The following is a 26,208-nucleotide window of genomic DNA, read 5'->3' as shown; positions in this document are numbered from 1 at the left end:
TAAGTGCTTCGGCCGGCGAAGGCCGGAAGCGCAGAAAACGCCATCAGATGGCCGCCAGAGTAGGTTTTCAAACGGTCTCTCAGAACGCGCGGAAGGTGACGACTGTAAACGTGTCCTTGATGCCTGGAAGAATCTGCACCTTCTCGTTGACGAAATGGCCGATGTCTTCCTCGTCGTCGACATAGAATTTGGCGAGCAGATCGTAATCGCCGGCTGTCGAGTAGATTTCCGAAGCGATCTCGGCATCGGCCAACGCGCCGGCAACGTCATAGGACTTGCCCAGATCGCACTTTATCTGCACGAAAAATGCCTTCATTGCCCGGTCCTGCTCAAGCTTGCACGCATAGGCCGCCCTTGTGGCAGACTGCCGCCCGGCTTTCAAGCTTCAGGACGGCGCTCAGGCAGAACCCGACTTAAGTGCAGCCAATCGCCGAAATGTTCGCGCCTGCTGATCGTCGGGCCGGACGGCAAGGATTACCCGACGGCAGTTTCCGCATCACTGGCTGCGACCTGCGCGCGGCACTTCGCTGGGGCACGTGAGCGCTCGCTCACATCGCCGGGATATCGCCCCTTGCCCAGCCCTCGGAGATTTCCGCCGCCCGCGCCTCGAAGGCGCCGGCTTCGATGGCGGCACGAATGTCCTGCATCAGCTTCTGATAGTAGGAAAGATTGTTCCAGGTCAGAAGCATCGCCCCCAGCGCCTCTTGCGAGCGGACCAGATGGTGCAGATAGGCGCGGGAATAATCTCTGGCGGCCGGGCAGTCGCTTTCCTCGTCGAGCGGACGCGGATCCTCGGCATGGCGGGCGTTGCGCAGATTGACCTTGCCGCGCCTTGTATAGGCGAGGCCATGGCGACCGGCGCGCGTCGGCATCACGCAATCGAACATGTCGATGCCGCGCGCCACCGATTTCAATATGTCGTCGGGCGTGCCGACACCCATCAGATAACGCGGCCTGTCGGCGGGCAGTTCCGGGCAGGTGATGTCGAGCATTTCGAGCATCACCGCTTGCGGCTCGCCGACCGCCAGCCCGCCGATCGCATAGCCCTTGAGGTCCATCGCTTTCAGCGCCTGCGCCGAGCGCAGCCGCAGGGCCGGTATGTCGCCGCCCTGGACGATGCCAAACATCGCCTTGCCCGGCTGGTCGCCGAACGCCGTCTTGCAACGCTCGGCCCAGCGCAGCGACAGCTCCATGGCCCGCTCGATCTCCTTCTCCATGGCCGGCAGCGCGGTGCATTCGTCGAGCTGCATTTGGATGTCGGAATCGAGCAGCCCTTGGATCTCGATCGAGCGCTCGGGCGACATCTCATGGGCGGCGCCGTCGATATGCGAGCGGAAGGTGACGCCGTTTTCGGTCAGTTTCCTAAGCTTCGACAGCGACATCACCTGGAAGCCGCCGCTGTCGGTCAGGATCGGATGCGGCCAGCGGGCGAATTCATGCAGGCCGCCAAGCCGCGCCACACGTTCGGCGCCGGGCCGCAGCATCAGATGATAGGTGTTGCCCAGGATGATGTCCGAGCCGACACCGCGCACCTGGTCCATATACATGGTCTTGACCGTGCCGCCGGTGCCGACCGGCATGAAGGCCGGCGTGCGGACTTCTCCGCGCGGCATGGTGATGGAGCCGCGCCGCGCTTTGCCGTCGGTCGCCAGCACCTCGAAGGTGAACGCCTTAGTCATTGAATTCCTTGTTCTATACCGGGCGCGCGTCCATCGTTGTCCTCTTTGAACAGAAGGCTTGCATCTCCGTAGGAGTAGAACCTGTAGCGGGTCTCGATGGCATGCGCATAGGCCGCACGCATCGTTTCCAGACCGCAAAACGCCGAAACCAGCATGAACAGCGTCGAACGCGGCAGATGGAAATTGGTCATCAGCATGTCGGCGGCCTTGAATCGGTAACCGGGTGTGATGAAGATGTCGGTCGGACCCGACCATCCGGCCAATGTGCCGTCCTCCCGCGTGGCGCTCTCCAGCAGGCGCAGCGACGTCGTTCCGACGGCGATGATGCGCCCGTCGCGCGCCTTCGCCGCGTTGAGCGCCTCGGCGGTTTCCGGGCTGACAGAACCGATCTCGGCATGCATCTTGTGGTCGGCGGTGTCGTCGACTTTCACCGGCAGGAACGTGCCGGCGCCGACATGCAGGGTGACGAAGCGCCGCTCGACGCCCTTGGCATCGAGAGCGGCGAAAAGCTCGGGCGTGAAATGCAGGCCGGCAGTGGGTGCCGCCACAGCCCCCTCCTCCCTGGCATAGATGGTCTGGTAGTCCTTGCGGTCGCGTTCGTCGTCGTCGCGCTTCGAAGCGATGTAAGGCGGCAGCGGAATGTGGCCGACGGCGTGCAGCGCCTCATCGAGAAACGGACCTGAGAGGTCAAAACCGAGCAAAGCCTCGCCGGCCTCGCCCTTCGCGATCACCGTGGCATCAAGCTGGCCGAGAAAGCAGGAATTGGCGTCATGGCCGAAATGGATGCGGTCGCCGACGGCGATGCGCTTGCCCGGCCGCATGAAAGCCAGCCAGCGGTCGGGAGCCACCCGCATGTGCAGCGTGGCTTCGACCTGCGCCGCTGCTTCGCCGCGCCGCCTGATGCCTTTCAGCTGCGCCGGGATGACCTTGGTATCGTTGAAGACCAGCACGTCACCGGACTCGAGCAGGGACGGCAGCTCGTGCACCGTCCGGTCCTCAAGTCCCTCACCCGGTCTGACAACCAGCATTTTGGCGCTGTCGCGCGGTTCTGCCGGTCGAAGCGCGATGCGCTCCTCCGGCAGATCAAAGTCGAATAGATCGACGCGCAAGAAAACCCCGCCTCAAAATTCCGGGCAGGTCACCGCCCAGGCGCCAACACCGGCGATGCTCAGCGTGCCGCCCATTGCGGAATTGGACTGTTCCTTGGCCTTGACCAGTCGCAATTTGGCGACGATCGAGCTGATGCCCTCATCGGTGAGATCGATCGCCATCTGCTGGTCGTCCTCGAATGCCTGTCCGACGATGACTTTCGTCGAACCCGGCTGACCGTCGGTGGTCCAGTTCCTGCCGCCGGCATCAAGCCATACGCGCGCAACCGCGATGACGGCAGTGTGCCCCATCAGGACGTCGATCGATGCCGCGTCGCCCTCAGCGCTGCAAACAATCGATTCTGTCGCCAGCGCCGGAGTAGCCGCCGCGACAAGCATCAGAGTGATCGCCGCGACAGCTCGGTAGGTCATTTTACGTCGGCCGCCACCTTCAGCGACACGATCTTGTCAGGATCCGGCACCGGCTCGCCGCGCTTGATCTTGTCGACATTGTCCATGCCTTCGATGACCTGGCCCCAGACCGTGTATTGGCGGTTGAGGAAGGCGGCATCGTCGAAGCAGATGAAGAACTGCGAGTTGGCCGAGTTCGGGTTCTGCGAGCGTGCCATCGAGCAGGTGCCGCGGCCGTGATTGGCGTTGGAGAACTCCGCCTTCAGGTCGGGCTTGTCGGAGCCGCCGGTGCCGGCGCGCGACGGTGCGAAAGAGGGCTTGCTGGAATTGCCGAATTTCACGTCGCCGGTCTGCGCCATGAAGCCGTCGATGACGCGGTGGAACACCACGCCGTCATAAGCGCCTTCGCGCGCCAGTTCCTTGATACGGCCGACATGGCCGGGTGCCAGATCGGGAAACAGTTCGATGACGACCTTGCCCTTGGTCGTTTCCATGATAAGCGCGTTCTCGCGGTCCTTGATCTCGGCCATGTCAGAATATCCTTTGAAACAAATGGGTTTACTTGCCGTCGGCGGCGATGCGCACCTTGATCATGCGATCGGGACCGGTGACGACCCCGTTCTGCGCCTCGTCGCCTTTCTTTATCTGGTCCACCAATTCCATGCCTTTCTCGACATTACCGACGATGGTGTACTGGCCATCGAGCGGCGGCGCCGGCGCGAACATGATGAAGAACTGCGAATTGGCGGAATCCGGGTCCTGCGAGCGGGCCATGCCGACCACGCCGCGCTCGTAGCGCTCGGACGTCGAGAATTCGGCCGGCAGGTCGGGAAGATCGGAACCGCCGGTACCGACAGCATCGGCGTTGAAGCCGTTCTTCATGTTGCCGAACTTCACGTCGCCGGTCTGCGCCATGAAGCCGTCGATGACGCGGTGGAAAGCGACGTTGTCGTAAGCGCCCTGACGCACCAGCTTCTTGATCTGCTCGACATGCTTCGGCGCGAGATCGGGCCTGAGCGCGATGGTCACGTCGCCGCCCTTCAGAGTGATGATCATGGTGTTTTCCGGATCGGCGGCGAACGCCGAAACAGATGCAGCCACAAGACCGAAAACAACGACAACGCAGGTGGCGAGCCTTTTGAGCTGCATGGATATTTCTCCGAAAACCTTTGTTTCATGCATGTCGTTGTCCCAAAACCGGGTTCCACGTTTGGGCGACATGCATTATTTCGCAAATTTGGCGGTAAGTGCGCCGGCCACAGCCGTCGGCACGAAGGGGCGAATGTCGCCTCCCATCGAGGCTATCTGACGGACAAGTGTGGCGGTAATGGTTCGCACCGAAGGGCTGGCGGGCAGAAAAACCGTCTGCAGTTCCGGCGCCATTGTCTCGTTCATGCCGGCCATCTGCATCTCGTAGTCGAGATCGGTGCCGTCGCGCAGGCCGCGGATCATGATCGAGGCGCCCTGCTTCCTGGCCGCGTCGATGACCAGCCCGTCGAAAGCGACAACCTTGATGCGCGCGCCGTCGCGGCCGAATTCGGCCTTCGTCGCCGTTTCGATGAGGCCGACCCGTTCCTCGAACGAAAACAGCGGCTTTTTGCCGGGATGAATGCCGATCGCCGCATAGACGGTGTCCGCCACGGCCAGCGACGCCTTCAGCACGTCGAGATGGCCGTTGGTCGGCGGGTCGAAGGAGCCGGCATAAAGGGCGATGCGTTCTGTCATGGCAGGGTGCTTCTAGCGACCCTCTCTCGCAAAGGCAATCCGATCAGCGAGCCGCCAATGCATGTCGCCGCAAAAGCATGCCCTCGGGCCTGACCCGAGGGTGCGCGGCGGCTTTGGGACAACGACATGCACCCAGACAGGGACTCAAAGCGCATGGGCTGAGCCACGTTAATCGCGATGCGCTTTGAGTGAACCTTTTGGCCGAGATGAACGACCAATGAATGGGCCGATCACGAAGGCTTCACGCAGCGTTCACTAGGTTACAGCTTCAGAAGATGAAACCAAAACCCCATTTAATCGTTGCTAGGTGCGGGAGAACACGCACATGCTGATCTACATGCTCGCCGCCGCAATGACCGTCGCTATGCTGATAGCCACTGTATTCGGGCTGCATCAGGAAGCAGGGCGTGTCCGCGCCAAGGCCAATACCAAACGGTTCGAAGGCTTCGGTATCCGCAAGCCTTATCGCCACTTCTGAACCGGCCGCTATTTGTTGACGGCGCCGGACCCATCGGGCCGGCACTCCCCAACCAAGGCCTAGTCGGCGTTGTTGTCCGGGCCAGCGCCTTCAGCACCGGCATCCGGGCCGGCGTCGCCCTCGACACTCTCTTCGGCTTCCTCGTCCGATTGCGGTTCCGATATCCGCTCCACCGAAACGACCTTCTCGCCGTCAGCCGTGTTGAAGATGGTCACGCCCTTCGTGGCGCGGCTGGCGAAACGAATGCCGTTGACCGGCACGCGGATGACGGTGCCGCCGTCCGAGACAAGCATGATCTGGTCGTCGTTGCCGACCGGGAAAGTCGCCACCAGGCGGCCGATCTCAGCCACTTTCGATACATCGGTGGCGCGGATGCCCTTACCGCCGCGCCCTGTGAGGCGGAAATCATAGGAAGACGAACGCTTGCCGTAGCCATATTCCGTCACCGTCAGCACGAACTGCTCGTGTGCCTTGAGGAATTCGTAGCGCTCGTCGGATAGCTCCGTCTCCTCGCCAACCTCCTCATTGGTCAGCTGGATGTCTTCGTCCTCGCCCGCCGCAATGCCGGCGGCGAGCCGCCTTTCGGCCGTCACCCGCTTGAGATAGGCGGCGCGCTCGGCCGGCGGCGCCTCGACATGTTCGATCACCGCCATCGAGATCACCCGGTCGGTGGCAGCCATGGCGATGCCGCGCACGCCGACCGAATTGCGGCTCTGGAAGACGCGCACGTCGCTGACCGAGAAGCGGATGCACTGGCCGGAGCTTGCGGTCAGAAGCACGTCGTCATTGTCGGTGCAGGTCTCCACGCCGAGAATCTCGTCGCCTTCCTCTTCCAGCTTCATGGCGATCTTGCCGTTGCGGTTGACCTGGACGAAGTCCGACAGCTTGTTGCGGCGCACCGTGCCGCGCGTCGTGGCGAACATCACGTCGAGCTCGCCCCAGCTGGTCTCATCCTCGGGCAGTGGCATAATGGTGGTGATGCGTTCGCCCTGCTCCAGCGGCAGCATGTTGATCAGCGCCTTGCCGCGTGACTGCGGGTTGCCGATCGGCAGGCGCCAGACCTTTTCCTTGTAGACGATGCCACGCGAGGAGAAGAACAGCACCGGCGTGTGCGTGTTGGCGACGAACAGCCGGGTGACGAAATCCTCTTCCTTGGTCGACATGCCGGAGCGGCCCTTGCCGCCGCGGCGCTGCGCCCGGTAGAGCGACAACGGCACACGCTTGATGTAGCCGGAATGGCTGACCGTCACGACCATGTCCTCGCGCTGGATCAGGTCCTCGTCTTCCATATCAGCCCCGCCCTCGGAGAGTTCGGTGCGGCGCGGCGTGCCGAACTCGTCGCGCACGGCGGCAAGCTCGTCCTTGACTATCTGCTGAATGCGGGCTCGGGACGACAGGATGTCCAGGTAATCCTTGATCTCGTCGCCGATCGTGTTCAACTCGTCGGCGATTTCGTCGCGGCCGAGCGCGGTCAGCCGCTGCAGGCGCAGTTCGAGGATGGCGCGGGCCTGTTCCTCGGACAGATTGTAGGTGCCGTCCTCATTGATGCGGTGGCGCGGATCGTCGATCAGCAGGATCAGCGATTCGACGTCGCCCGAGGGCCAGCGCCGCTCCATCAACTGCTCGCGCGCCGTCTGCGGGTCCGGCGCGCTGCGGATCAGCTTGATGACCTCGTCGATGTTGGCAACGGCAATGGCAAGGCCGACCAGCACATGGGCGCGGTCGCGCGCCTTGCGCAGCAGGAATTTCGTGCGCCGGCTGATCACGTCCTCGCGGAAGGCGACGAACGCCTTCAGCATGTCGGTCAGCGTCAGCAATTCCGGCTTGCCGCCGTTCAGCGCCACCATATTGGCGCCGAAAGACGTCTGCAGCGGCGTAAACCGGTAGAGCTGGTTGAGGATGACGTCGGCGACCGCATCGCGCTTCAGTTCGATGACGACGCGGTAGCCTTGGCGGTCGCTCTCGTCGCGAATGTCGGAAATGCCCTCGATGCGCTTGTCGCGCACAAGCTCGGCCATCTTCTCGATCATCGACGACTTGTTCACCTGGTAGGGAACCTCGGTGATGACGATCGATTCACGGTCGTTGCCGCGCGCCTCGACGTTGACGCGGCCGCGCATGACGATGGAACCGCGGCCTGTCGAATAGGCGCTGTAGATGCCGGAGCGGCCGAGCACGATGCCGCCGGTCGGGAAATCCGGCCCTGGAATGATCTCCATCAGCGCCGGCAGGTCGATCGCCGGATTGTCGATGAGGGCAATGGCGCCGTTGCAGACCTCGCCCAGATTGTGCGGCGGGATGTTGGTGGCCATGCCGACGGCGATACCGCCGGAGCCATTGACCAACAGGTTTGGGAAGCGCGCCGGCAGGACTTTCGGCTCGCTGCCGGACGCATCATAAGTGTCCTGGAAATCAACGGTGTCCTTGTCGATGTCTTCCAGCAACTCATGCGCGACCTTGGTCAGCCGCGATTCGGTATAACGCATCGCCGCCGGCGGATCACCGTCGATCGAGCCGAAATTGCCCTGCCCGTCGATCAGCGGCACGCGCAGCGACCAGTCCTGCGCCATGCGCACCAAGGCGTCGTAGATCGAGGCGTCGCCATGCGGATGGTATTTACCCATCACGTCGGCGACCGGGCGCGCCGACTTCACATATTTGCGGTTCCAGTGGTAGCCACTCTCATGGGCGGCATAGAGGATGCGGCGATGCACCGGCTTCAGCCCGTCGCGCACGTCGGGCAGCGCACGGCTGACGATCACGCTCATGGCGTAATCGAGATAGGAGCGCTGCATCTCCTCGATGATGGATATCGGCTCGATGCCGGTCGGGCCGCCGTCGGCGCCGCGCGGTGTCTTCTGGTCGGTCAAATCAGGTCACAATCTAATCGGGAATCACTCGGTGCTTATATAGGAAGCCGGGTCGAAACTCCAATGTCCGCGGTCGTTTTCCAGTGGCGATTTTTGTGGTGATTTCAAAAGGATATCACTGATTGCGACGATATGGCCGAGGCGCTTTTTCGTGGCTGTCGCGGCAAAGCTCATTGTCAGGCCAATTTGCTTCACAAAGCCGGAACGGCAGATGCGTTCAGCAATTTATCGCCTCGCCGCTGGAGCCGATAGGCGCCGGGCGCCTCGCCCATCACGCGCCGGAAACGGCGATTGAAGGTCGACAAATCGTTGAACCCTGCCTCGAAGGCGATCATCGAGATTGGCTCGTCCGACATGCGCAGCCGCACCGCCGCCCTGTGCAGGCGGGTTTTCAGCAGGAACTGGTATGGCGTCATGCCCGCGATGCGTCGGAACGTGCGGAGGAAATGATACGGGCTGGTCGCCGTCTCGCTTGCAAGCGCAGCAAGCGAGACCGGCCGGTCGGCATCCAGCTCAATGCGCCGCACTGCCTCCGCGACACGTTTCTGGTCGCGGCGGCTCGGCGCCTGGGCAGCAGGCGTGATACCGGAGGCAACGGCTGCGCCGGCAATCCGCAAACCGAGTTCCTCGAACGCCTCGATGTCGGCCATCTCGCGTGCGGCTTCCGCCTCGGCCAGCAGCGGTGCCAGCGCCGGTAACGGCGGCAGCCGCGGCGTCTCGAAGGCCAGCTTCTTCGTGCCCGGCGTGTCGGCGACGATCTGTTCCATATAGGCCGGGCTGAAATGATAGGAGATGCAGCGGTCGCCGACGCCATGCTCGTGCCCACACTCGTAGCAGGTGCCAGGGTTGCCGAGCAGAAGCGCGCCCGGCGTCAGCATCGCCGTGCCCTGGCTTGCGCGGTAGCGGAAGGTGCCATTGGTGACCACGGCGACGCAGAAGTTGCGATGCTCTTCCTCGAACGGGCGATCAGCGACGCCGGCAGTGCAGACCACGTCCGACACCTGCCAGCCTTTTCCGGACGCCAGTGTATGCACGCTCGTCGTCATGGCCGAAACATAGCAATTTTTCCCAAGCGCAAGAAGCCTGGCCCGGCGTATTCATCCCATTCTCCTGACAAGATGGGGCTCCTGACAAGAAGAGACCACAACCATGTTCAATTCATCCTCCTTTGCCGAAGCCCTGCACAGCGACGGGCCAGCCGCGAACTTTGCCGAGAAACTGGATCTTTACGGCCGCTTCGTCGGCGCCTGGATATTCGATGCCACGCGCCATCTCGAAGACGGCCAGCTGCTGACCGGGCGCGGCGAGGTGCATTTCGGCTGGGTGCTCGAAGGCCGCGCGATCCAGGACGTATGGATCCTGCCCGCGCGGAACACTGGCGCACAGAGTTCCCTCGGCAAATGGACCTTCTATGGCACGACACTGCGCGTCTATGACCCCGGCGTCGACGCCTGGCACATCTTCTGGAGCGATCCGCGCACCCAGTATTACAGCCGCCAGCTCGGCCGCGCCGAGGGCGACACCATCGTCCAGCAAGGTGCTGACGGCACCGGGGCTTCGGTGCGCTGGAGCTTTCTAGGCATTACCGAAAATTCGTTCCGCTGGCTCGGCGAACGCTCGCAGGACGATGGCGCGACCTGGCGGCTCGAAGTCGAGTTCCTGGCGCGGCGCGTCGCCAGCACCTGACCTGCACGGTTTCCCCTGACGCCGCTTTGCTCTACCAATGCAGGGTCTCGGGCACGGCCCGGCGGGGAGGGTCAGAGATGCCGAGCTTCGACAGCCTGTTCAACGCCTTCGTCACCATTCTCGTGACCATCGACCCGCCTGGCCTGGCGCCGCTCTTCCTCGCCGTGACGCGCGGCATGAACCGCGAGGAGCGCAACCAGGTTTCCGTCCGCGCCTCGATCATCGCTTTCCTGGTGATGGCGCTGTTTGCAATCGCCGGCGCATCGATCCTGTCCGTGTTCGGCATCACGCTGCCGGCGTTCCGCGTCGCCGGCGGGTTCCTGCTGTTCTTCATCGCCTTCGAAATGGTGTTCGAGCGCCGGCAGGACCGCAAGGAGAAGATCGGCGACGTCGCCATCACCAAGGACATGATCCACAACATCGCCGCCTTTCCGCTGGCGATCCCGCTGATCGCCGGTCCGGGAGCGATTTCAGCGACCGTCCTGCTCTCCAGCTCTTTTCCAGGTTTTGGCGCGCAGGCAGCCCTTGTCGGCATCATCGCGATCTGCCTTGTCATCACCTACCTGGTGTTCGTGCTGGCCGAGCGCATCGACCGTATCCTCGGCCAGACCGGCCGCTCGATCCTGACACGGCTGCTCGGCGTCATCCTGGCGGCACTCGCCGTGCAGTTCGTCGCCGACGGCATCAAGGCGCTGATGGCGGCTTAGAAGCAGACACATCCGATCTAGTTCAATAGGCGAAGCCGAGGCCTGCCGCCATCAATGATAAAGTCGCCGCCTTGTAAGGCGTACCAGTCGCCTCGCAAAGCCGACGCGGCTGCTTCGGTCCAGATGGGACGCTCATGTCCGCGAATGAGATAGCCTGCTCGTTCAAGTAGCACTGCGAGATGTGGAGCTGACGCTTCTATGAGCATAGGCAGATCAGCTCGCTTGCCGTCGTATCCGTCTGGCAACGCTGATGCGACCAACTCGCGAAGCTCCGCTGATGAGTTCAATTCGCTGTCATTTTTCAAAGACGCTGCCAGCTCGACAAAAGGGCCTGAGACCTGTTCGATCATGTCGAAATAGGTACTCAACACATAGTCGAGCGAGGGGAACACACGCGACGCTTCGCTTGCCGCCACGGCCGCTATGGCATCAATATCATGCTGGAATTGAAAGTAGGCGCGTAGCTACTTGATCCCTATCCAAAAATCTCCCGTCAGAGGTCAATTGGATAGGTTCGTATCTCGCTGCAATTCGCGCTATTTCAGCGACAAGCAGACCATAGAGCGACGCCCCGGCGGATATAGCTGTCGACATCGACAGGCCCCCACTTAACCTTGCTGCCAAGTTCTAGGTGGAACTAGGTTATGCGAAACGATGCGCTGAATTTACGCCGTTGTGTCTATGACTTCAAAATCGTGAGTGATGGTCGCCGTCTTGGCCATCATCGCGGTCGCTGAGCAGTATTTTTCGATCGACAGGTCGATCGCCCGTTTCACCTTGTCGCGCGAAAGCGCGCGGCCTTTGACGATGAAGCGCATATGGATGCGGGTGAACACCCGCGGCTCCTTCTCTGCCCGGTCGGCGTCGAGTTCGACCACGCAGTCTTCGACCGCCTCGCGCCCCTTTTCGAGGATGTGGACCACATCATAGGCCGAGCAGCCGCCAGTGCCGAGCAGCACCAGCTCCATCGGGCTTGGTCCCGGCGTCTTGCCTTCCGGTCCGAACGCAGTCCCCAGCACCACCTTGTGACCGCTGCCGGACTCGCCGACAAAAGTGCGCTCCTCGACCCATTTGACCCGTGCTTTCATCTGATACGTCCTTTCACCGCGCACTACTCAAACGCACAACGTCCCGAAAATCCAAGACAGATTTTCGGGACGCCAATGCGTGGCCTCAAATAGCTGGCGTTGTCAGCTCGCGCAGAGCCGTTCGCTCCGAGCGATCAGAACGGAATCTCGTCGTCCAGTTCGCGCGACGAACCGCCGCCAGCCTTGTTGCCGCCACCGCCGCCGCGATTGAAACTCTCGCCCGGGCCGGACTGGCCAAAATCGGAACCGCGGCTGCTGCCGCTACCGGTATAGCTGCCGACCTGACCGCCCTCGCCCTGCCCGCGTGCGTCGAGCATCTGCAGGTCGCCACGGAATTTCTGCACCACGATTTCGGTCGTGTAGCGGTCATTGCCGGTCTGGTCCTGCCATTTGCGCGTCTGCAACTGGCCCTCGACATAAACCTTCGCGCCCTTCTTCAGATACTGCTCGGCGACCTTGGCGAGCTGCTCGTTGAAGATGACGACACTGTGCCACTCGGTCTTTTCCTTGCGCTCGCCGGAAGTCTTGTCGCGCCAGCTTTCCGAGGTGGCGACGCGGATATTGACGACCGGCTCACCCGAATTCAAACGGCGGATTTCCGGATCCGCCCCGAGATTGCCCACCAGAATGACCTTGTTGACGCTACCCGCCATGATACTTCTCCGCGCTCATCCGAAACAAAATTTCTGTCGCTCACCTTATAGACTGCGGACAATCCCCGCCTGCCGTGGCTGCCTTTTCCCACAAGGTTTTTGTTCTCTTTTCGTTCTAGGCTCATCAATCCCTACTGTCAAGGAATGTCAGCAACAAGTAGTATCTTGGGCCTGGAAATTCCACGAAATCTGGCCGCCGGGATCGAAGGTTGAACACAATGAAGACAGTTGCACATGAGGACCAGCCGCAAGAAGAGTGGCGAGCGGGAGTACAAACCCGCATGCATGTCTCGGCCCGCAACGGCGCAACTCAACTTTGCCTATTTGAACAATGGGTCGAGCCCTGGGTTGGCGCCCCGACACATTGGCACCCGGTCGAGGAGGTGCTTACCGTGATCGCTGGCAAAGCCGAAATGTGGATCGATGAGGAGCGTGTCTTCTTGGTTCCCGGGCAGTCCCTTGTTGTTCCCGCGCACAGGAAACATGGCTTCCGAAACGCCAGCTTCGAAACGCTTCATATCCATGCCGTGCTCGCGTCACCAATTTTCGAGGCGACGTTCGACGGGTCCCCCGAGATGGTGAGACGCTGGCTTCTAACGAGCCTGTAAAAAGCGCCCTGCCTAAAACACCGCCAGCCTAAAACACCGCTTGCCAAACCAATAAGTATCCACTTATGCTTTGACCATGATCGAAGCAGAGATTTTTCGAGCGCTTTCCGATCCGACGCGCCGCGCCGTCTACGAACGGCTCGCCGCCGGCGAGATGACCGTATCGGAACTGCGCAGCGGCATGAGCGTGTCGCAACCGGCCGTCTCGCAGCATCTCGCCGTGCTGCGCGGCGCCGGCCTGGTGGCCGAGCGGCGGGCCGGCCGCAACGCCTATTATCGCGCCGATCCGCAAGGGCTCGACCCACTGCTTGGCTGGATCGAGCGTTACCGTGCGTTCTGGCCCGAGCGTATCGAAAGGCTCAAGGCGGTTTTGAAGGATATGGACCAATGACGGCAAAACAGCATTCAGACATGGCGGCAGATTCGATCGAGTTCGAGTGCGAGCTTCCAGAGCCGCCGGAAAAAGTGTGGCGGGCGCTGACGGTGCCGGACCTGCTCGCAGCCTGGATGATGCCGAACGACATCAAGCCGGAGATCGGCGGCCGCTTTGCCTTTGCTAAGGCTGATGCGCAGATCGAGTGCGAAATTCTCGACGCCGAGCCCGAACGCCTGCTGCGTTATTCCTGGCGGGAGCGGCCGGCGCCTGGCAACGCAGCGGATCCGCTCACCAGCCCGCTGGACAACCCAATGGATAGCATTGTCACCTTCACGCTCGACCGCACCCTGTCGGGCGGCACGCATCTGCGCATCGTCCACGATGGATTTGCGCGGGTAGCTACGCCTGCGGTTGCAGGCGCCGGTTGCCGGGTTTCGCTCAACGCACACAGCCCCAAACAGACCATTGCCGCAAACCCGCCTCGCCTCTCCCTGCGCGCGGCCTGAACGACACAACGGAGAAAGGCGATGAGCGGTTTTGCCAACCTGGTGCCGATGGTGATCGAGCAGTCGAGCCGCGGCGAACGCGCCTTCGACATTTTTTCGCGGCTGCTGCGCGAGCGCATCGTCTTCATCAACGGTCCGATCGATGACAATGTGTCGGCGCTGGTCTGTGCCCAGCTTCTGTCGCTGGAATCCGACAATCCCGACAAGGAGATTTCGCTCTACATCAACTCGCCGGGCGGCGTGGTGACCAGCGGTTTCGCCATCTACGACACGATGCAGTATATACGCAGTCCGGTATCGACCGTCTGCATGGGCTTTGCCGCCTCGATGGCCTCTTTCCTGCTGATGGCGGGCACGCCGGGCCGGCGCATCGCGCTGCCCAACACCAGCATCCTGCTGCACCAGCCGTCAGGCGGTTTCCAGGGCCAGGCCTCCGACATCCAGCGCCACGCCGAAGGCATCCTCAGGACCAAGCGGCGCATGACCGAGCTTTACGCGCACCATTGCGGTCGCACCTTCGAAGAGGTCGAACGCACGCTCGACCGCGACCATTTCATGACCGCCGAGGAGGCAAAGACCTGGGGGCTTGTCGATCATGTTTTTGACACCCGTAAGAGGGCGGCGTGAAAGGGTAGCCGGCCGCCAGCATTGGCCACGAGAGTTTTTCGCCCGTTTTACCGAGCCGATCTGGCTTCGGGCGCTCTGCAGCGATATGGTCGGCCGATGTTCGACAGGGATTCCCGCACCGGCTTGAACCGGCTAGTTATCGGTGTTGCCGTCGCGGCCATGACCTCCGGCACGGCGTTCGCCGAAGACAGTTCACCGCCTTCGCAGAACGGCACGCTGCCCGGTGTGACCAACGACTATCGCATCGCCAAGCCGGCTTCCGAACCCGACGACGCCGTGCCCAGCAACGGCAACGGGCAGTTCAAGATCGGCGATACCGATGTCAGGATTTCCGGCAGCATAACCTTCGATGTCGGCGCCGGCGCAATCAAGGCCCCTCGGCGATAAACACCTCTATCGGCCATCATCGCTGCCACAATCTCAAGGCACTCGTGCGCGCTTGCGCCACTGAAAACGAATAGCCCCGCCGCTGCTTCCGCAAACGGTCGGGGCTTTTTTGGATCTGAAATCCAAACTCGCCGGGAGTACACTGCCGGCTTTTGATTTCGGATGCTTCGCGGCGTTCAGCCGACGATCCGACTAGTAGTCTCTGATTTTAATGGGGATCGGCAGATCACGGTTTGTCGGGCGGCGCAAACGCCTGGCCCTGGCACTTATGCCTGCCGCGGCTCCAGCGACACGTGGAGCCTCAAGGGACTGTCCGGTGGAGTCATTCCTCTGCTCTCCTTTTCTGTCCATTGCGACCGGTGTCGTCCGAAGCACATATCGCAAAAGCCCGCGGCGTCTCGCAGGCCACCTTGGGTGGCGAGGCCATCGAAAGACGGCCGGCTTCGGTTGACGTTTGGAGTCTGACTCTCAGAGGCTGAGACGTCAACCGTTGGATAGCCGATTACAAAAAATGTGATCGCTTGTGTGGCGAATCCGAAATTTGCATCCGTTTTGAGCAGCCCGGCGTCGGCCGTGGATTACATGGGCGCTTTTGTCAGGAGCGTGTTCGGCCTTTGTTCTTTCCGCTTGCTCGCCCGCGCGAAAGACGGTTAAAGGCTCTGGTCGAGAGTTGTGGCGTCTCTCGAAAAGGTGACGAAATTACCTACATAGGGGATGGTCGGGACAACCCGCCATCCCACGAGATTCCAGATCTGAGGCGGCGACCGGCGATGGCCGACCATAAATATCTTTCCATTCGCGGGGCGCGCGAACACAATCTGAAGAATGTCGATCTCGACCTGCCGCGTGACAGCCTGATCGTCATGACCGGCCTGTCGGGGTCCGGCAAGTCGTCGCTGGCCTTCGACACCATCTATGCCGAAGGCCAGCGCCGCTATGTCGAGAGCCTGTCGGCCTATGCGCGGCAATTCCTCGAAATGATGCAGAAGCCTGACGTCGACCAGATCGACGGCCTGTCGCCGGCCATCTCAATCGAGCAGAAGACCACTTCGAAGAACCCACGCTCGACGGTCGGGACCGTCACCGAGATCTACGACTATATGCGGCTGCTGTTCGCGCGCGTCGGCATCCCTTATTCGCCGGCCACCGGCCTGCCGATCGAGAGCCAGACGGTGTCGCAGATGGTCGACCGCGTGTTGGCGGTCGAGGAAGGCACTCGTCTGTTCATCCTGGCGCCGATGGTGCGAGGGCGCAAAGGCGAATACCGCAAGGAACTACTGGAACTGCAGAAAAAGGGTTTTCAGCGCGTGAAGGTCGATGGTGTCTTTTACGAAATCGCCGACGTGCCGGCACTGGACAAGAAATACAAGCATGATCTCGACGTCGTCGTCGACCGCATCGTGGTGCGCGGCGATCTGGCGACGCGGCTTGCCGATTCCATCGAGACCGCGCTGAAGCTCGCCGACGGGCTGGCGGTGGCCGAATTCGCCGACCGGCCGCTCGACGCCAGCCAGACCGGCGAGGATTCGGTCAACAAGTCGAAGAACGAGACGCACGAACGTATTCTGTTCTCGGAAAAATTCGCCTGCCCGGTGTCCGGCTTCACCATTCCTGAGATCGAGCCGCGGCTGTTCTCCTTCAACAACCCGTTCGGCGCCTGCCCGACCTGCGACGGCCTCGGCAGCCAGCGCGCCATCGACGCCAGTCTGATCGTGCCCGACGACAATTTGTCCCTGCGTGCGGGCGCCGTCAGCCCATGGGCGAAATCGACCTCCCCCTATTACGTGCAGACGCTGGAGGCGCTGGGCAAGGCCTATGGCTTCAAGCTCGGCGACAAGTTCCGGGACCTGACCGAAGAGGCAAAGCAAGCCATCCTGCATGGCACCGGCGAGCGCGAGGTCACTTTCCAGTATGATGACGGCCTGCGCTCCTACAAGACGACCAAAACCTTCGAGGGGGTCATTCCCAATCTCGAGCGGCGCTGGAAGGAAACCGAATCGGCCTGGATGCGCGAGGAGATCGAGCGCTTCATGTCGGCCACGCCTTGCCCGGCCTGCCGCGGCTACCGGCTGAAGCCGGAAGCGCTTGCGGTGAAGATCGCCGGCAAGCATATCGGCGAGGTCACCGAGCTGTCGATCCGCAAGGCCGACCAATGGTTCACCGCCCTGCCCGCTTCGCTCAGCGACAAGCAGAACGAGATCGCGGTGCGCGTGCTCAAGGAGATCCGTGAGCGGCTGCGCTTCCTGAACGATGTCGGGCTCGACTACCTGACTCTGTCGCGCAATTCCGGCACGCTGTCGGGCGGCGAGAGCCAGCGCATTCGCCTGGCCTCGCAGATCGGCTCCGGCCTCACCGGCGTGCTCTATGTGCTGGACGAGCCGTCGATCGGCCTGCACCAGCGCGACAATGCGCGGCTGCTCGACACGCTGAAGCATCTGCGCGACATCGGCAACACGGTGATTGTCGTCGAGCATGACGAGGACGCCATCCTGCATGCCGACTATGTCGTCGATATCGGCCCGGCTGCCGGCATCCATGGCGGCCACATCATCGCGCAGGGAACGCCGCAGCAGATCATGGCGAGCCCCGCCTCGATCACCGGCAAATATCTGTCGGGCGAGCTCGAAGTGGCGACGCCTGCCGTCCGGCGCGAGGCCAAGAAGAACCGGCGCCTGAAGATCGTCGGCGCGCGCGGCAACAATTTGAAGAACGTCACCGCCGAAATCCCGCTCGGCACGTTCACCGCCGTCACCGGCGTGTCCGGCGGCGGCAAGTCGACCTTCCTGATCGAGACCTTGTTCAAAGCAGCGTCGCGCCGCATCATGGGTTCGCGCGAGCACCCGGCCGAGCACGACCGCATCGAGGGCCTCGAATTCCTCGACAAGGTCATCGATATCGACCAGTCGCCCATTGGACGGACGCCGCGCTCCAATCCCGCCACCTACACCGGAGCCTTCACACCGATTCGCGACTGGTTCGCCGGCCTCCCGGAGTCCAAGGCGCGTGGCTATCAGCCCGGCCGCTTCTCCTTCAACGTCAAGGGTGGCCGCTGCGAGGCCTGCCAGGGCGACGGTGTCATCAAGATCGAGATGCACTTCCTGCCCGACGTCTATGTCACCTGCGACGTCTGCCATGGCAAGCGCTACAACCGCGAAACGCTCGACGTCCTGTTCAAGGGCAAGTCGATTGCCGACGTGCTCGACATGACGGTCGAGGAGGGCGTCGATTTCTTCGCCGCCGTGCCCGGCGTGCGCGACAAGCTGGAGACGCTGAAACAGGTCGGCCTCGGCTACATCCATGTCGGCCAGCAGGCGACGACTTTGTCGGGCGGCGAGGCGCAGCGCATCAAGCTGGCCAAGGAACTGTCGCGCAAGGCGACCGGCAAGACGCTCTACATCCTCGACGAGCCGACCACCGGCCTGCATTTCCACGACGTCGCCAAGCTCTTGGAAGTGCTGCACGAGCTGGTCGACCAGGGCAACACGGTGGTCGTCATCGAGCACAATCTCGAGGTGATAAAAACCGCCGACTGGGTGCTCGATCTCGGCCCCGAAGGCGGCGATGGCGGCGGCGAGCTGGTGGCGTCCGGCACGCCGGAGGACATCGTCCGCGAGAAGCGCAGCTACACCGGCCAGTTCCTGCGGGAATTGCTGGAGCGGCGGCCCGGAGGCAAGCGCGAAGCGGCGGAGTGAGTGAGGACTGGCTGGCGCTTGGAAGAACCTTCAAATGAAGATCAGAAGAGCGCTTGCTGCGGATCTCGCCACAATCGTCCGGCTGACCGAAGCCGCCTATGCGCCCTACACCGCCTTGCTTGGCGCCCCGCCGATCCCGGTCACCGAGGACTATGCGCCGCGGATCGGACGCGGCGAGGTCCGGCTGCTGGAAAGCAGCGGCGAGCCGGCCGGACTAATTGTCCTCGAGCGGCACCCAAACCACACGATGATCTTCTCCGTCGCCGTCGGCCCTGCTTTCCAGGGCAACGGTTTCGGCATCGCACTGCTCAAGTGGGCGGACGAACGGACGCGCCGGTGGGGCTTGCCCGAGGTGCGGCTCTACACAAACGCGAAGATGGAGCGGAACATCGCGCTCTACAAAGCCTATGGCTTTCACGAAACGGGTCGTCGGCCCAATCCATACCGGTCAGGATGGACGGTTCGTCGACATGGCTAAAGCCGCCCAGACAACGGCCATCGCCTGATCCTTTTCAGCAATCGGGAGGACGACAATGACTCAAACTGGAAAAATCCGCGCCGGCATGGGCGGCTGGACCTTCGAGCCATGGGACGCGTCCTTCTATCCGGACAAGCTGTCCAAGGCGAAACAGCTGCACTACGCTACCCGGCAGGTGGCGAGCATCGAGGTCAACGGCACCTATTATTCGAGTTTCAAGGAGCCGACCTTCGTCAAATGGGCTAACGAGGCGCCGGACGGTTTTGTCTATTCGCTGAAAGGCAACCGCTTCGTCACCAACCGCCGCGTGCTCGGCGAGGCCGGTGAATCGATGATGCGCTTCCTGGGGTCGGGCGTCGCCGCACTCGGCGACAAGCTCGGGCCGATCCTGTGGCAGTTCGCGCCGACCAAAAAGTTCGATCCGGACGATTTCGAGGCCTTCCTCAAGCTTTTGCCTGAAAAGCAGGACGGCGTTGCGCTGCGCCATGCGGTGGAGGTGCGCAACGACAGCTTCGTCGTGCCGGAATTCGCTGCCCTGGCGCGCAAATACAAGGTGGCGATCGTCTACGCCGACCACGCCAAATATCCTGGGATCGCCGACATCACCGGCGATTTCATCTATGTCCGGTTGCAGACCGGCAGCGATGACAATCCCGACTGCTACACGCCAAAGGCGCTCGACGAATGGGCGGCACAGGCAAAAACCTGGGCGGAAGGCAAGGCGCCGGCCGACCTGCCGCGCACCGATCCGCCAACCGACGCACCGGTCAAACCGCGCGATGTGTTCGTCTACTTCATCACCGAGGGCAAGGTCCGCGCGCCGTTCGGCGCCATGGCGCTGATGAAGCGCGTCACCGGCTGACAACGTCGAACCATGGCATCTTCACAGCCGTCGTAACCTTATCGATACCTCCTTGCTGCATGAATTCGCGGAGCTGGGGCAGCCGCGGGTTAGGGCATGTCGCTCGACTACCACTCACTTCTGCTGGCTGTCGGTTTTTCCGCCGCCTGCCTGAGCCTGACGTTGTTCGGCATCTGGCTGACCGCGCGGACTGAAAAGTTTCTGCTGACATGGTCGATCAGCGCGTTGTTGGTCGTCGGCGACGTATTCATATACGAGGACTATATCGAGACGCCCGGACGCATCCTCGGCATCGCAACATTCGCCCTGCTCCTGGTTGGGTTCTCGACCATGCTGGGCGCCGCCTACCAGTTCAGGTCAGGCCAGTCGCCGATCCCGCTGACGGTGCTCGGCAGCTGCATCTCGCTTGCCCTGGCGCTGCCGCCGATGGCGCTCGGATATGACGGGCTCGGCTTCATGTTCGAAAATTTCCTTGCCGCCCTGCTTCTGTTTGCAACGGCCTATCAGTACTGGGTCGGGCGCGCTGAAGCTCCGGTCCCGATCATCGGCCTTACCGTGCTCTACTCGGCCACCGGCATTTCCTTTGTGCTGTGCGCCATGGCTCTTGCATGGGATGGGAAGCTTGTCCTCGGACATGCGCCGAGCAACTGGGCCGAGGATCTGAGCCTCGTCGTCGTCATCGCCAGCACGACCGGCATCGGCGCCCTTTCGCTGGCACTCAACCAGGGCCGTCTGGCCCGATACCACCGTCTAGATGCGCTGACCGATCCGCTGACCGGCCTGCTCAATCGCCGCGCACTGTTCGATCTCAATGGCGGCGCCCCGATCGGGGCTTTCACGGCGGTGGTCGTGTTCGACCTCGACGGCTTCAAGGCCATCAACGACGAGTTCGGGCACGCCACGGGCGATCAGGTGCTGAGGGTGTTCGCCGAGGAACTGGTCGAGAACCTTCGCCCGACCGATGTCGCCGCGCGCATGGGCGGAGAGGAATTCGCGCTGGTTCTGAAGCGCACCCTGCCCGAAGCGGTGGAGTTCACCGCCGAGCGTATACGTACCGCCTTCGCCGCGCGTGTCATCGAGACCGAAACCCGTCCCCTGACATGTACGGTCAGCGCCGGATACGCTTTCGGCAGCAAGGACGGCATGAGCTTTGACAAGGTGCTCAGCGCCGCCGACAAGGCGCTCTATGCCGCCAAGCGTGGCGGTCGCAACCGCGTCGCGGCCTCGACCTTCCGACGCGCAGGCTAGCCGCGTGGCGGTATAGCGCATCCGCCCCTTCCGTCAGCCCTCACGCCGCCATCACGACCTCGTTGTAGGTATCGAGATCGACGTAGAAGACCTTGGTGATCTCTGCGATCAGCTCGTCGTGGTCGTATCCTTGCGATTTCAGAATATTGATGGCGGTCATGATGTCGACGCGCTCAGTGAGCCGTCGTTTCTGGTAGTCCTCGACGTAACGTTCCATCGGCGTCCCTGGCCCAAGTGCCCCAAATGCGTCGAACAAAAATCGGATCGCAGGAAGGGGTTGCTTGCACAGAACGTGCCGGCTGAGCCCACGCCTCACCTTGATCCGTCAACGAGACTGATACGGAAAGCGGCCGACTCAACAAGGCCAAGTAAAGCCTAGCATGCAATTCTCGGCGCGCCAGAGGCGTTCAGGAAAGACTGAGCGGCTTTCGTGATTTCGTCATCCTTGGGCGCAGTGACGCGAAGCGGAGCGAAGACCCAACGCCGTAACTTCAGAGCATCGCCACAGTGCAGAATCCAGGATGGGGGGGAGAACGGCTTCTATTCTTGACCGCTGCACTCTTCGGCGGATGTCACGGCGTGGATCCTGGGCTCTGCGCCGCGTCGCTTCGCTCCTTGCTTCGCCGCAGGATGACGACGGGAGAGATGGTTCGGCTAATCTCGAGGGTCTGCGATTAAACGGTCAGGAACTTGCGAACATCCGCCCGGTCGAGATCCTCGGCCGGGCCGGTGTGGACGATCTGCCCGCGGTCCATGATGTTGACCTCGTCTGCCAGTTCCCGGCAGAAATCGAGATACTGTTCGACCAGCAGCACGGCTATGCCGGCCTGATCGCGCAGATAGCGGATGGCGCGGCCGATATCCTTGATGATCGACGGCTGGATGCCCTCGGTCGGCTCGTCGAGCACCAGCAGTTTCGGCCGCATCACCAGTGCCCTGCCGATGGCAAGCTGCTGCTGCTGGCCGCCGGAAAGGTCACCGCCCCGGCGGCCGAGCATCTGCTTCAGCACCGGGAACAATTCGAAGACATGGCCGGGAATGTTGCGGTCGGCGCGCTTCAATGGCGCAAAGCCCGATTCGAGGTTTTCCCGCACCGTGAGCAGCGGGAAGATCTCCCTGCCCTGCGGCACGAATGCGATGCCCGACCGGGCGCGATCATACGCCGCGCTCCGGTCGAGCGCCTTCCCCTCGAAGGCAACGCTTCCGCTCGTCAGCCGGTGGTGGCCGACGATCGATCTCATCAAACTGGTTTTGCCGACGCCGTTGCGGCCGAGCACGCAGGTGATCTTGCCCGCGCCGGCCTTCAGCGAGACGCCACGCAGCGCCTGGGCGGCGCCGTAATGCAGCGTGGCGTTGGAGACTTCGAGCATGGTCAGCGCTTTCTCCAACGCCTGAAGAACGAAAGGTCGAAATGATGGAACGGAACGCGCCAGACCATGATCATCTCCCCAGATAGACTTCGACGACACGCTCGTCGGCCGAAACGAAATCGAGCGAGCCTTCGGACAGGACCGAACCTTCGTGCAGGCAGGTGACCTTGACGCCGAGCTCGCGCACGAAATGCATGTCGTGCTCGACGACGATGACCGAGTGGTCGCGCGCAATATCCTTGAGCAGCCGCGCGGTCTCCTCGGTCTCGGCGTCGGTCATGCCGGCGACCGGTTCGTCGACCAGCAGCAGCTTCGGATCCTGCGCCAGCAGCATGCCGATCTCGAGCCATTGCTTCTGTCCGTGGCTGAGATTGGCGGCGAGTTCATCGCGCTTGTCGCCCAGCCGGGTGATGCCGAGGATATCGTCGATCTGCCGCGACTCCGCGGCCGAGCGGCGATGGAACAGCGCCGGGAAGATCGAGCGTGGGCCCTTCAGCGCCAGCATCAGGTTCTCCTCGATTGTGTGGCTTTCGAAGACGGTCGGCTTCTGGAATTTCCTGCCGATGCCCATCATGGCGATCTCGGCCTCGTCATGTTTGGTCAGGTCGACCTGGCCGTCAAAGAAAACCTCGCCCGCGTCGGGCCGCGTCTTGCCGGTGACGATGTCCATCATCGTGGTCTTGCCGGCGCCGTTGGGACCGATGATTGCCCGCATCTCGCCCTTGTCGAGCACCAGCGACAGATTGTTGATAGCGCGAAAGCCGTCGAAGGAAACCGAGACGCCGTCGAGATAGAGGATGGTGTTGCTCTTCGACATCGCTCACTCCGCCGGCTGCGGTTCGGGCCTGGATGCCGACCAGTCGCCGGGCGTCCTCGCGGCACTGCGAACGATCTTCGGCGCCGGGACATCCGGATCGGTGCCGGCTTCCTCGGCGATCGAGGCCGCACGCAGCGCCTTGGCGTTGCCGCGCCAGGAATCCCACATGCCGACAATGCCCTTGGGCAGGAACAGCGTGACGGCGACGAACAGTCCGCCCAGCGCAAACAGCCAGAACTCGGGCAGCACGCCGGTGAACCAGGATTTGCCGGCATTGACCACAAGCGCGCCGATGATCGGCCCGACGATGGTGCCGCGCCCGCCGACGGCCGTCCACACCACGACCTCGATCGAATTGGACGGCTCGAACTCGCCTGGATTGATGATGCCGACCTGCGGCACGTAGAGCGCGCCGGCAATGCCGGCCATGACAGCCGACACGGTGAAGGCGAACAGTTTGACGTTCTCCGCGCGCCAGCCGAGAAAGCGCGTGCGGCTCTCGGCGTCGCGCACCGCCATCAGCAGCTTGCCGTATTTGGAACCGACGATTGCCCAGGTGACGAAGACGGCGAGCGCCAGCGTGACGGCGCTGGCCGCGAACAATGCCGAGCGTGTCGCATCCGCCTGCACGTTGTAGCCGAGAATATCCTTGAAATCGGTCAGGCCGTTGTTGCCGCCGAAACCCATGTCGTTGCGGAAAAACGCAAGCAGCAGGGCATAGGTCATCGCCTGGGTGATGATCGACAGATAGACGCCGGTGACGCGGCTGCGGAAGGCGAACCAGCCGAAGACGAAGGCGAGCAGGCCGGGCACCGCAAGCACCATGATCGCGGCAAACCAGAACTGGTCGAAACCGTACCAGAACCACGGCAATTCCCTATAGTTCAGGAACACCATGAAGTCCGGCAGCAGCGGATTGCCGTAGACGCCGCGCGAACCGATCTGGCGCATCAGATACATGCCCATCGCATAGCCGCCGAGCGCGAAGAAAGCGCCGTGGCCGAGCGAAAGGATGCCGCAATAGCCCCAGACGAGATCGAGCGCCAAGGCGAGCAGCGCGTAGCAGAGATACTTGCCGGTGAGCGCGACGACATAGGACGGCACGTAGAACGCACTCGTCGGCGAGACCGCAAGATTGAGCAGCGGCACGATGAAGGCGACCGCCAAAAGGATGAAGATCGTGATCGCGATGCGGCGATCGGCGCCGGCGGCGAAGAAGCGTCCCGTGATCATGCTTCCACCGACCTGCCCTTCAGCGCGAAAAGGCCGCGCGGGCGCTTCTGGATGAACAGGATGATGAGGACCAGCACGACAATCTTGCCGAGGACTGCCCCGGCATAGGGTTCAAGGAATTTGTTGACGATGCCGAGCGAGAAGGCGCCGACCAGCGTGCCCCAGAGATTGCCGACGCCGCCGAAGACGACGACCATGAAGCTGTCGATGATGTAGCCGCGGCCGAGATTGGGCGAGACATTGTCGATCTGGCTGAGCGCGACACCGGCGATGCCTGCAATGCCGGACCCCAATGCAAAGGTCAGCGCGTCGACCCATGGTGTCCTGATGCCCATCGAAGCGGCCATGCGGCGGTTGGCGGTGACGGCGCGCATCTGCAGGCCCCAGGGCGCGCGCTTCATCACATAAAGCAGCACCGCGAACACGCCGAGCGCGAATACCAGTATCCAGAGCCGGTTCCAGGTCACGGCGAGCTGGCCGATATCGAACGAACCCGACATCCATGACGGGTTGCCGACCTCCTGGTTCGTCGGCCCGAAGATGGTGCGCACGGCCTGCTGCAGGATCAGCGAGACGCCCCATGTCGCCAGCAGCGTCTCCAGCGGCCGGCCGTAGAGGAAACGGATCACGCCCCGCTCGATGACAAGGCCGACAAGCGCCGCGACCGAGAAGGCGAGCGGCAGTGCGATGACCAGCGACCAGTCGAACAGGCCGGGAAAGGAGTTTCGGATCACTTCCTGCACGACAAAGGTCGTGTAGGCGCCGAGCATGACCATTTCGCCATGCGCCATGTTGATGACCCCCATGACGCCGAAGGTGATGGCGAGACCGATCGCCGCCAGCAGCAGCACCGATCCGAGCGAGATGCCGTACCAGATGTTCTGGCCCGCATCCCACAGCGCCAGCGTCGAATTGATGTTGGCGATCGCCGCCGTCGCCGCGTCCTTGACCGCGCCTTCGGAATTGGCCTCGACGGCGGTGAGCAGGGACAGTGCGTTGCGATCGCCGCGCGCGCCGATCAGGGCGATCGCTGCGAGTTTGTCGGCCTCCGGCCTGTCCGACACCAGAACCGATGCGGCGCGGGCCTGTTCGAGCAGCGCTTTGACGCTTGCCACGCTCTCGCTGGTGATGGCGGCATCGAGTGGCTCGATGTTTGTGGCATCGGGCGTCTTGAACATGGTGTCGGCGGCAGCAATGCGCGCGGCCGGATCTTTCGCGCCGAGCGTCAGCGTGCCCAGCGCATCGCGGATGGCGCGGCGCAGCGTATTGTTGACCTTGATCTTGGTGATCTCGCCCTTGGCCGCCTCGCCGGACTTTTCCCCGCTCAGCGGGTCGAGCAGCGCAACGCTGCCGCCACCTTCCTTGCCGATGAAAACCAGCGAATCGGCCTTGCGAACGTAGAGATCGCCCTCCGCAAGCGCGCCAAGCGGACGTTCGACGGCAGTGTCACCGGTGGCCGCGAGCTCGCGCACAACAGCTTCGGTGGCCGAAAAATTCGAGACAGTGGCAAATTTGGCGATGATGGCGCGCAGATCCGCTTCGGCAGCGTTCGACGGCGACAGCATCCCCAGGAGGAGCAGCAGCGTCAGGCCGATCGCGCGGGTGAAGATCATCGATTT

Annotated in this window: 28 protein-coding genes and 1 pseudogene; 12 read left to right on the top strand and 17 right to left on the bottom strand. The window is 62.5% G+C overall.

Features of this window, described 5'->3' with window-relative positions:
- Positions 1–79: 79 nt before the first annotated feature.
- The 7 genes from BQ8482_RS00575 to coaD all read right to left on the bottom strand — a co-directional run bounded on the left by BQ8482_RS00575 (position 80) and on the right by coaD (position 4,903).
- Positions 80–316, bottom strand: a complete 237-nt coding sequence (locus BQ8482_RS00575; RefSeq protein ID WP_095492825.1) for an Lrp/AsnC ligand binding domain-containing protein — start codon at positions 314–316, stop codon at positions 80–82.
- A 232-nt stretch (positions 317–548) separates the two neighbouring features.
- Positions 549–1,679, bottom strand: coding sequence for a tRNA guanosine(34) transglycosylase Tgt (tgt, locus tag BQ8482_RS00570; RefSeq protein WP_123145808.1), 1,131 nt, complete (start codon positions 1,677–1,679; stop codon positions 549–551).
- Positions 1,676–2,788, bottom strand: coding sequence for a tRNA preQ1(34) S-adenosylmethionine ribosyltransferase-isomerase QueA (queA, locus tag BQ8482_RS00565; protein ID WP_123145807.1), 1,113 nt, complete (start codon positions 2,786–2,788; stop codon positions 1,676–1,678). The genes tgt and queA overlap by 4 nt, the downstream gene beginning before the upstream one ends.
- Before the next feature lie 12 nt (positions 2,789–2,800).
- The gene (locus BQ8482_RS00560; protein ID WP_123145806.1) at positions 2,801–3,199 is read right to left on the bottom strand and encodes a hypothetical protein; all 399 of its coding nucleotides are present in this window, start codon (positions 3,197–3,199) and stop codon (positions 2,801–2,803) included.
- Entirely contained in the window at positions 3,196–3,708 is a 513-nt protein-coding gene (locus BQ8482_RS00555) for a peptidylprolyl isomerase (RefSeq protein ID WP_023801171.1), read from the bottom strand. The genes BQ8482_RS00560 and BQ8482_RS00555 overlap by 4 nt, the downstream gene beginning before the upstream one ends.
- 28 nt (positions 3,709–3,736) lie before the next feature.
- A complete protein-coding gene (locus BQ8482_RS00550) occupies positions 3,737–4,327 on the bottom strand; it encodes a peptidylprolyl isomerase (protein ID WP_123145943.1) in 591 nt (196 codons plus the stop codon).
- Between the two features lie 75 nt (positions 4,328–4,402).
- The gene (gene coaD, locus BQ8482_RS00545) at positions 4,403–4,903 is read right to left on the bottom strand and encodes a pantetheine-phosphate adenylyltransferase (protein WP_123145805.1); all 501 of its coding nucleotides are present in this window, start codon (positions 4,901–4,903) and stop codon (positions 4,403–4,405) included.
- Between the two features lie 325 nt (positions 4,904–5,228).
- On the opposite strand from coaD, the gene BQ8482_RS00540 reads away from it, so the two are divergent.
- Positions 5,229–5,381, top strand: a complete 153-nt coding sequence (locus BQ8482_RS00540) for a hypothetical protein (protein ID WP_095485300.1) — start codon at positions 5,229–5,231, stop codon at positions 5,379–5,381.
- 59 nt (positions 5,382–5,440) lie between these two features.
- Here the strand turns inward: BQ8482_RS00540 and gyrA are convergent, their stop codons facing one another.
- Positions 5,441–8,251 carry a DNA gyrase subunit A gene (gene gyrA, locus BQ8482_RS00535; RefSeq protein WP_123145804.1) on the bottom strand — a complete coding sequence of 937 codons (2,811 nt, stop codon included), beginning with the start codon at positions 8,249–8,251 and terminating at the stop codon, positions 5,441–5,443.
- A gap of 191 nt (positions 8,252–8,442) precedes the next feature.
- The gene (locus tag BQ8482_RS00530) at positions 8,443–9,297 is read right to left on the bottom strand and encodes a helix-turn-helix transcriptional regulator (RefSeq protein WP_123145803.1); all 855 of its coding nucleotides are present in this window, start codon (positions 9,295–9,297) and stop codon (positions 8,443–8,445) included.
- Between the two features lie 103 nt (positions 9,298–9,400).
- On the opposite strand from BQ8482_RS00530, the gene BQ8482_RS00525 reads away from it, so the two are divergent.
- Both BQ8482_RS00525 and BQ8482_RS00520 read left to right on the top strand, forming a co-directional pair.
- Complete coding sequence (locus BQ8482_RS00525; protein ID WP_123145802.1) at positions 9,401–9,937, top strand: hypothetical protein; 537 nt, start codon at positions 9,401–9,403, stop codon at positions 9,935–9,937.
- A 77-nt stretch (positions 9,938–10,014) separates the two neighbouring features.
- Positions 10,015–10,644 carry a MarC family protein gene (locus tag BQ8482_RS00520; RefSeq protein ID WP_123145801.1) on the top strand — a complete coding sequence of 210 codons (630 nt, stop codon included), beginning with the start codon at positions 10,015–10,017 and terminating at the stop codon, positions 10,642–10,644.
- A 17-nt stretch (positions 10,645–10,661) separates the two neighbouring features.
- Here BQ8482_RS00520 and BQ8482_RS00515 read toward each other — a convergent pair whose 3' ends face one another.
- The 3 genes from BQ8482_RS00515 to ssb all read right to left on the bottom strand — a co-directional run bounded on the left by BQ8482_RS00515 (position 10,662) and on the right by ssb (position 12,385).
- The gene (locus BQ8482_RS00515) at positions 10,662–11,060 is read right to left on the bottom strand and encodes a hypothetical protein (RefSeq protein WP_123145800.1); all 399 of its coding nucleotides are present in this window, start codon (positions 11,058–11,060) and stop codon (positions 10,662–10,664) included.
- 249 nt (positions 11,061–11,309) lie between these two features.
- Positions 11,310–11,732 (bottom strand): OsmC family protein, encoded by a 423-nt coding sequence (locus BQ8482_RS00510; protein ID WP_123145799.1) that lies wholly within the window; start codon positions 11,730–11,732, stop codon positions 11,310–11,312.
- A 134-nt stretch (positions 11,733–11,866) separates the two neighbouring features.
- The gene (gene ssb / locus BQ8482_RS00505) at positions 11,867–12,385 is read right to left on the bottom strand and encodes a single-stranded DNA-binding protein (RefSeq protein ID WP_123145798.1); all 519 of its coding nucleotides are present in this window, start codon (positions 12,383–12,385) and stop codon (positions 11,867–11,869) included.
- Between the two features lie 218 nt (positions 12,386–12,603).
- On the opposite strand from ssb, the gene BQ8482_RS00500 reads away from it, so the two are divergent.
- The 9 genes and pseudogenes from BQ8482_RS00500 to BQ8482_RS00460 all read left to right on the top strand — a co-directional run bounded on the left by BQ8482_RS00500 (position 12,604) and on the right by BQ8482_RS00460 (position 21,169).
- Positions 12,604–12,993: a cupin domain-containing protein gene (locus tag BQ8482_RS00500; RefSeq protein ID WP_123145797.1), complete on the top strand. Its 390-nt coding sequence runs from the start codon at positions 12,604–12,606 to the stop codon at positions 12,991–12,993.
- Between the two features lie 76 nt (positions 12,994–13,069).
- Complete coding sequence (locus BQ8482_RS00495) at positions 13,070–13,384, top strand: ArsR/SmtB family transcription factor (protein ID WP_123145796.1); 315 nt, start codon at positions 13,070–13,072, stop codon at positions 13,382–13,384.
- A complete protein-coding gene (locus BQ8482_RS00490; protein WP_123145795.1) occupies positions 13,381–13,875 on the top strand; it encodes an SRPBCC family protein in 495 nt (164 codons plus the stop codon). Before BQ8482_RS00495 ends, BQ8482_RS00490 begins: the two co-directional genes overlap by 4 nt.
- 21 nt (positions 13,876–13,896) lie before the next feature.
- Entirely contained in the window at positions 13,897–14,502 is a 606-nt protein-coding gene (locus BQ8482_RS00485; RefSeq protein ID WP_095492808.1) for an ATP-dependent Clp protease proteolytic subunit, read from the top strand.
- Between the two features lie 96 nt (positions 14,503–14,598).
- Positions 14,599–14,889 carry a hypothetical protein gene (locus BQ8482_RS00480; RefSeq protein ID WP_123145794.1) on the top strand — a complete coding sequence of 97 codons (291 nt, stop codon included), beginning with the start codon at positions 14,599–14,601 and terminating at the stop codon, positions 14,887–14,889.
- A 770-nt stretch (positions 14,890–15,659) separates the two neighbouring features.
- Entirely contained in the window at positions 15,660–18,581 is a 2,922-nt protein-coding gene (gene uvrA, locus BQ8482_RS00475) for an excinuclease ABC subunit UvrA (protein WP_123145793.1), read from the top strand.
- Between the two features lie 34 nt (positions 18,582–18,615).
- Positions 18,616–19,087: pseudogene (locus BQ8482_RS00470) on the top strand (GNAT family N-acetyltransferase).
- Positions 19,088–19,114: 27 nt separating this feature from the next.
- Positions 19,115–19,921 (top strand): DUF72 domain-containing protein, encoded by an 807-nt coding sequence (locus BQ8482_RS00465; protein ID WP_123145792.1) that lies wholly within the window; start codon positions 19,115–19,117, stop codon positions 19,919–19,921.
- Between the two features lie 96 nt (positions 19,922–20,017).
- Positions 20,018–21,169 carry a GGDEF domain-containing protein gene (locus BQ8482_RS00460; RefSeq protein WP_123145791.1) on the top strand — a complete coding sequence of 384 codons (1,152 nt, stop codon included), beginning with the start codon at positions 20,018–20,020 and terminating at the stop codon, positions 21,167–21,169.
- Positions 21,170–21,209: 40 nt separating this feature from the next.
- On the opposite strand, the gene BQ8482_RS00455 is transcribed toward BQ8482_RS00460, so the two are convergent.
- From BQ8482_RS00455 to urtB, 5 genes are all read right to left on the bottom strand, one after another.
- Complete coding sequence (locus BQ8482_RS00455) at positions 21,210–21,386, bottom strand: hypothetical protein (protein ID WP_084831419.1); 177 nt, start codon at positions 21,384–21,386, stop codon at positions 21,210–21,212.
- A 457-nt stretch (positions 21,387–21,843) separates the two neighbouring features.
- Complete coding sequence (gene urtE, locus BQ8482_RS00450; protein ID WP_006202038.1) at positions 21,844–22,539, bottom strand: urea ABC transporter ATP-binding subunit UrtE; 696 nt, start codon at positions 22,537–22,539, stop codon at positions 21,844–21,846.
- A 70-nt stretch (positions 22,540–22,609) separates the two neighbouring features.
- Positions 22,610–23,356, bottom strand: a complete 747-nt coding sequence (gene urtD, locus BQ8482_RS00445) for an urea ABC transporter ATP-binding protein UrtD (RefSeq protein WP_123145790.1) — start codon at positions 23,354–23,356, stop codon at positions 22,610–22,612.
- Between the two features lie 3 nt (positions 23,357–23,359).
- On the bottom strand, positions 23,360–24,589 hold the full coding sequence (gene urtC / locus BQ8482_RS00440) for an urea ABC transporter permease subunit UrtC (protein ID WP_123145789.1): 1,230 nt from the start codon (positions 24,587–24,589) through the stop codon (positions 23,360–23,362).
- On the bottom strand, positions 24,586–26,202 hold the full coding sequence (gene urtB / locus BQ8482_RS00435; protein WP_123145942.1) for an urea ABC transporter permease subunit UrtB: 1,617 nt from the start codon (positions 26,200–26,202) through the stop codon (positions 24,586–24,588). Before urtB ends, urtC begins: the two co-directional genes overlap by 4 nt.
- Between the last annotated feature and the right edge of the window lie 6 nt (positions 26,203–26,208).

Source organism: Mesorhizobium delmotii, from assembly GCF_900149755.1.
GTDB classification, from domain to species: Bacteria; Pseudomonadota; Alphaproteobacteria; order Rhizobiales; family Rhizobiaceae; genus Mesorhizobium; species Mesorhizobium delmotii.
The sequence above is the reverse complement of the archived record's forward strand: the minus strand, read 5'-3'. Positions and strand labels throughout refer to the sequence as shown.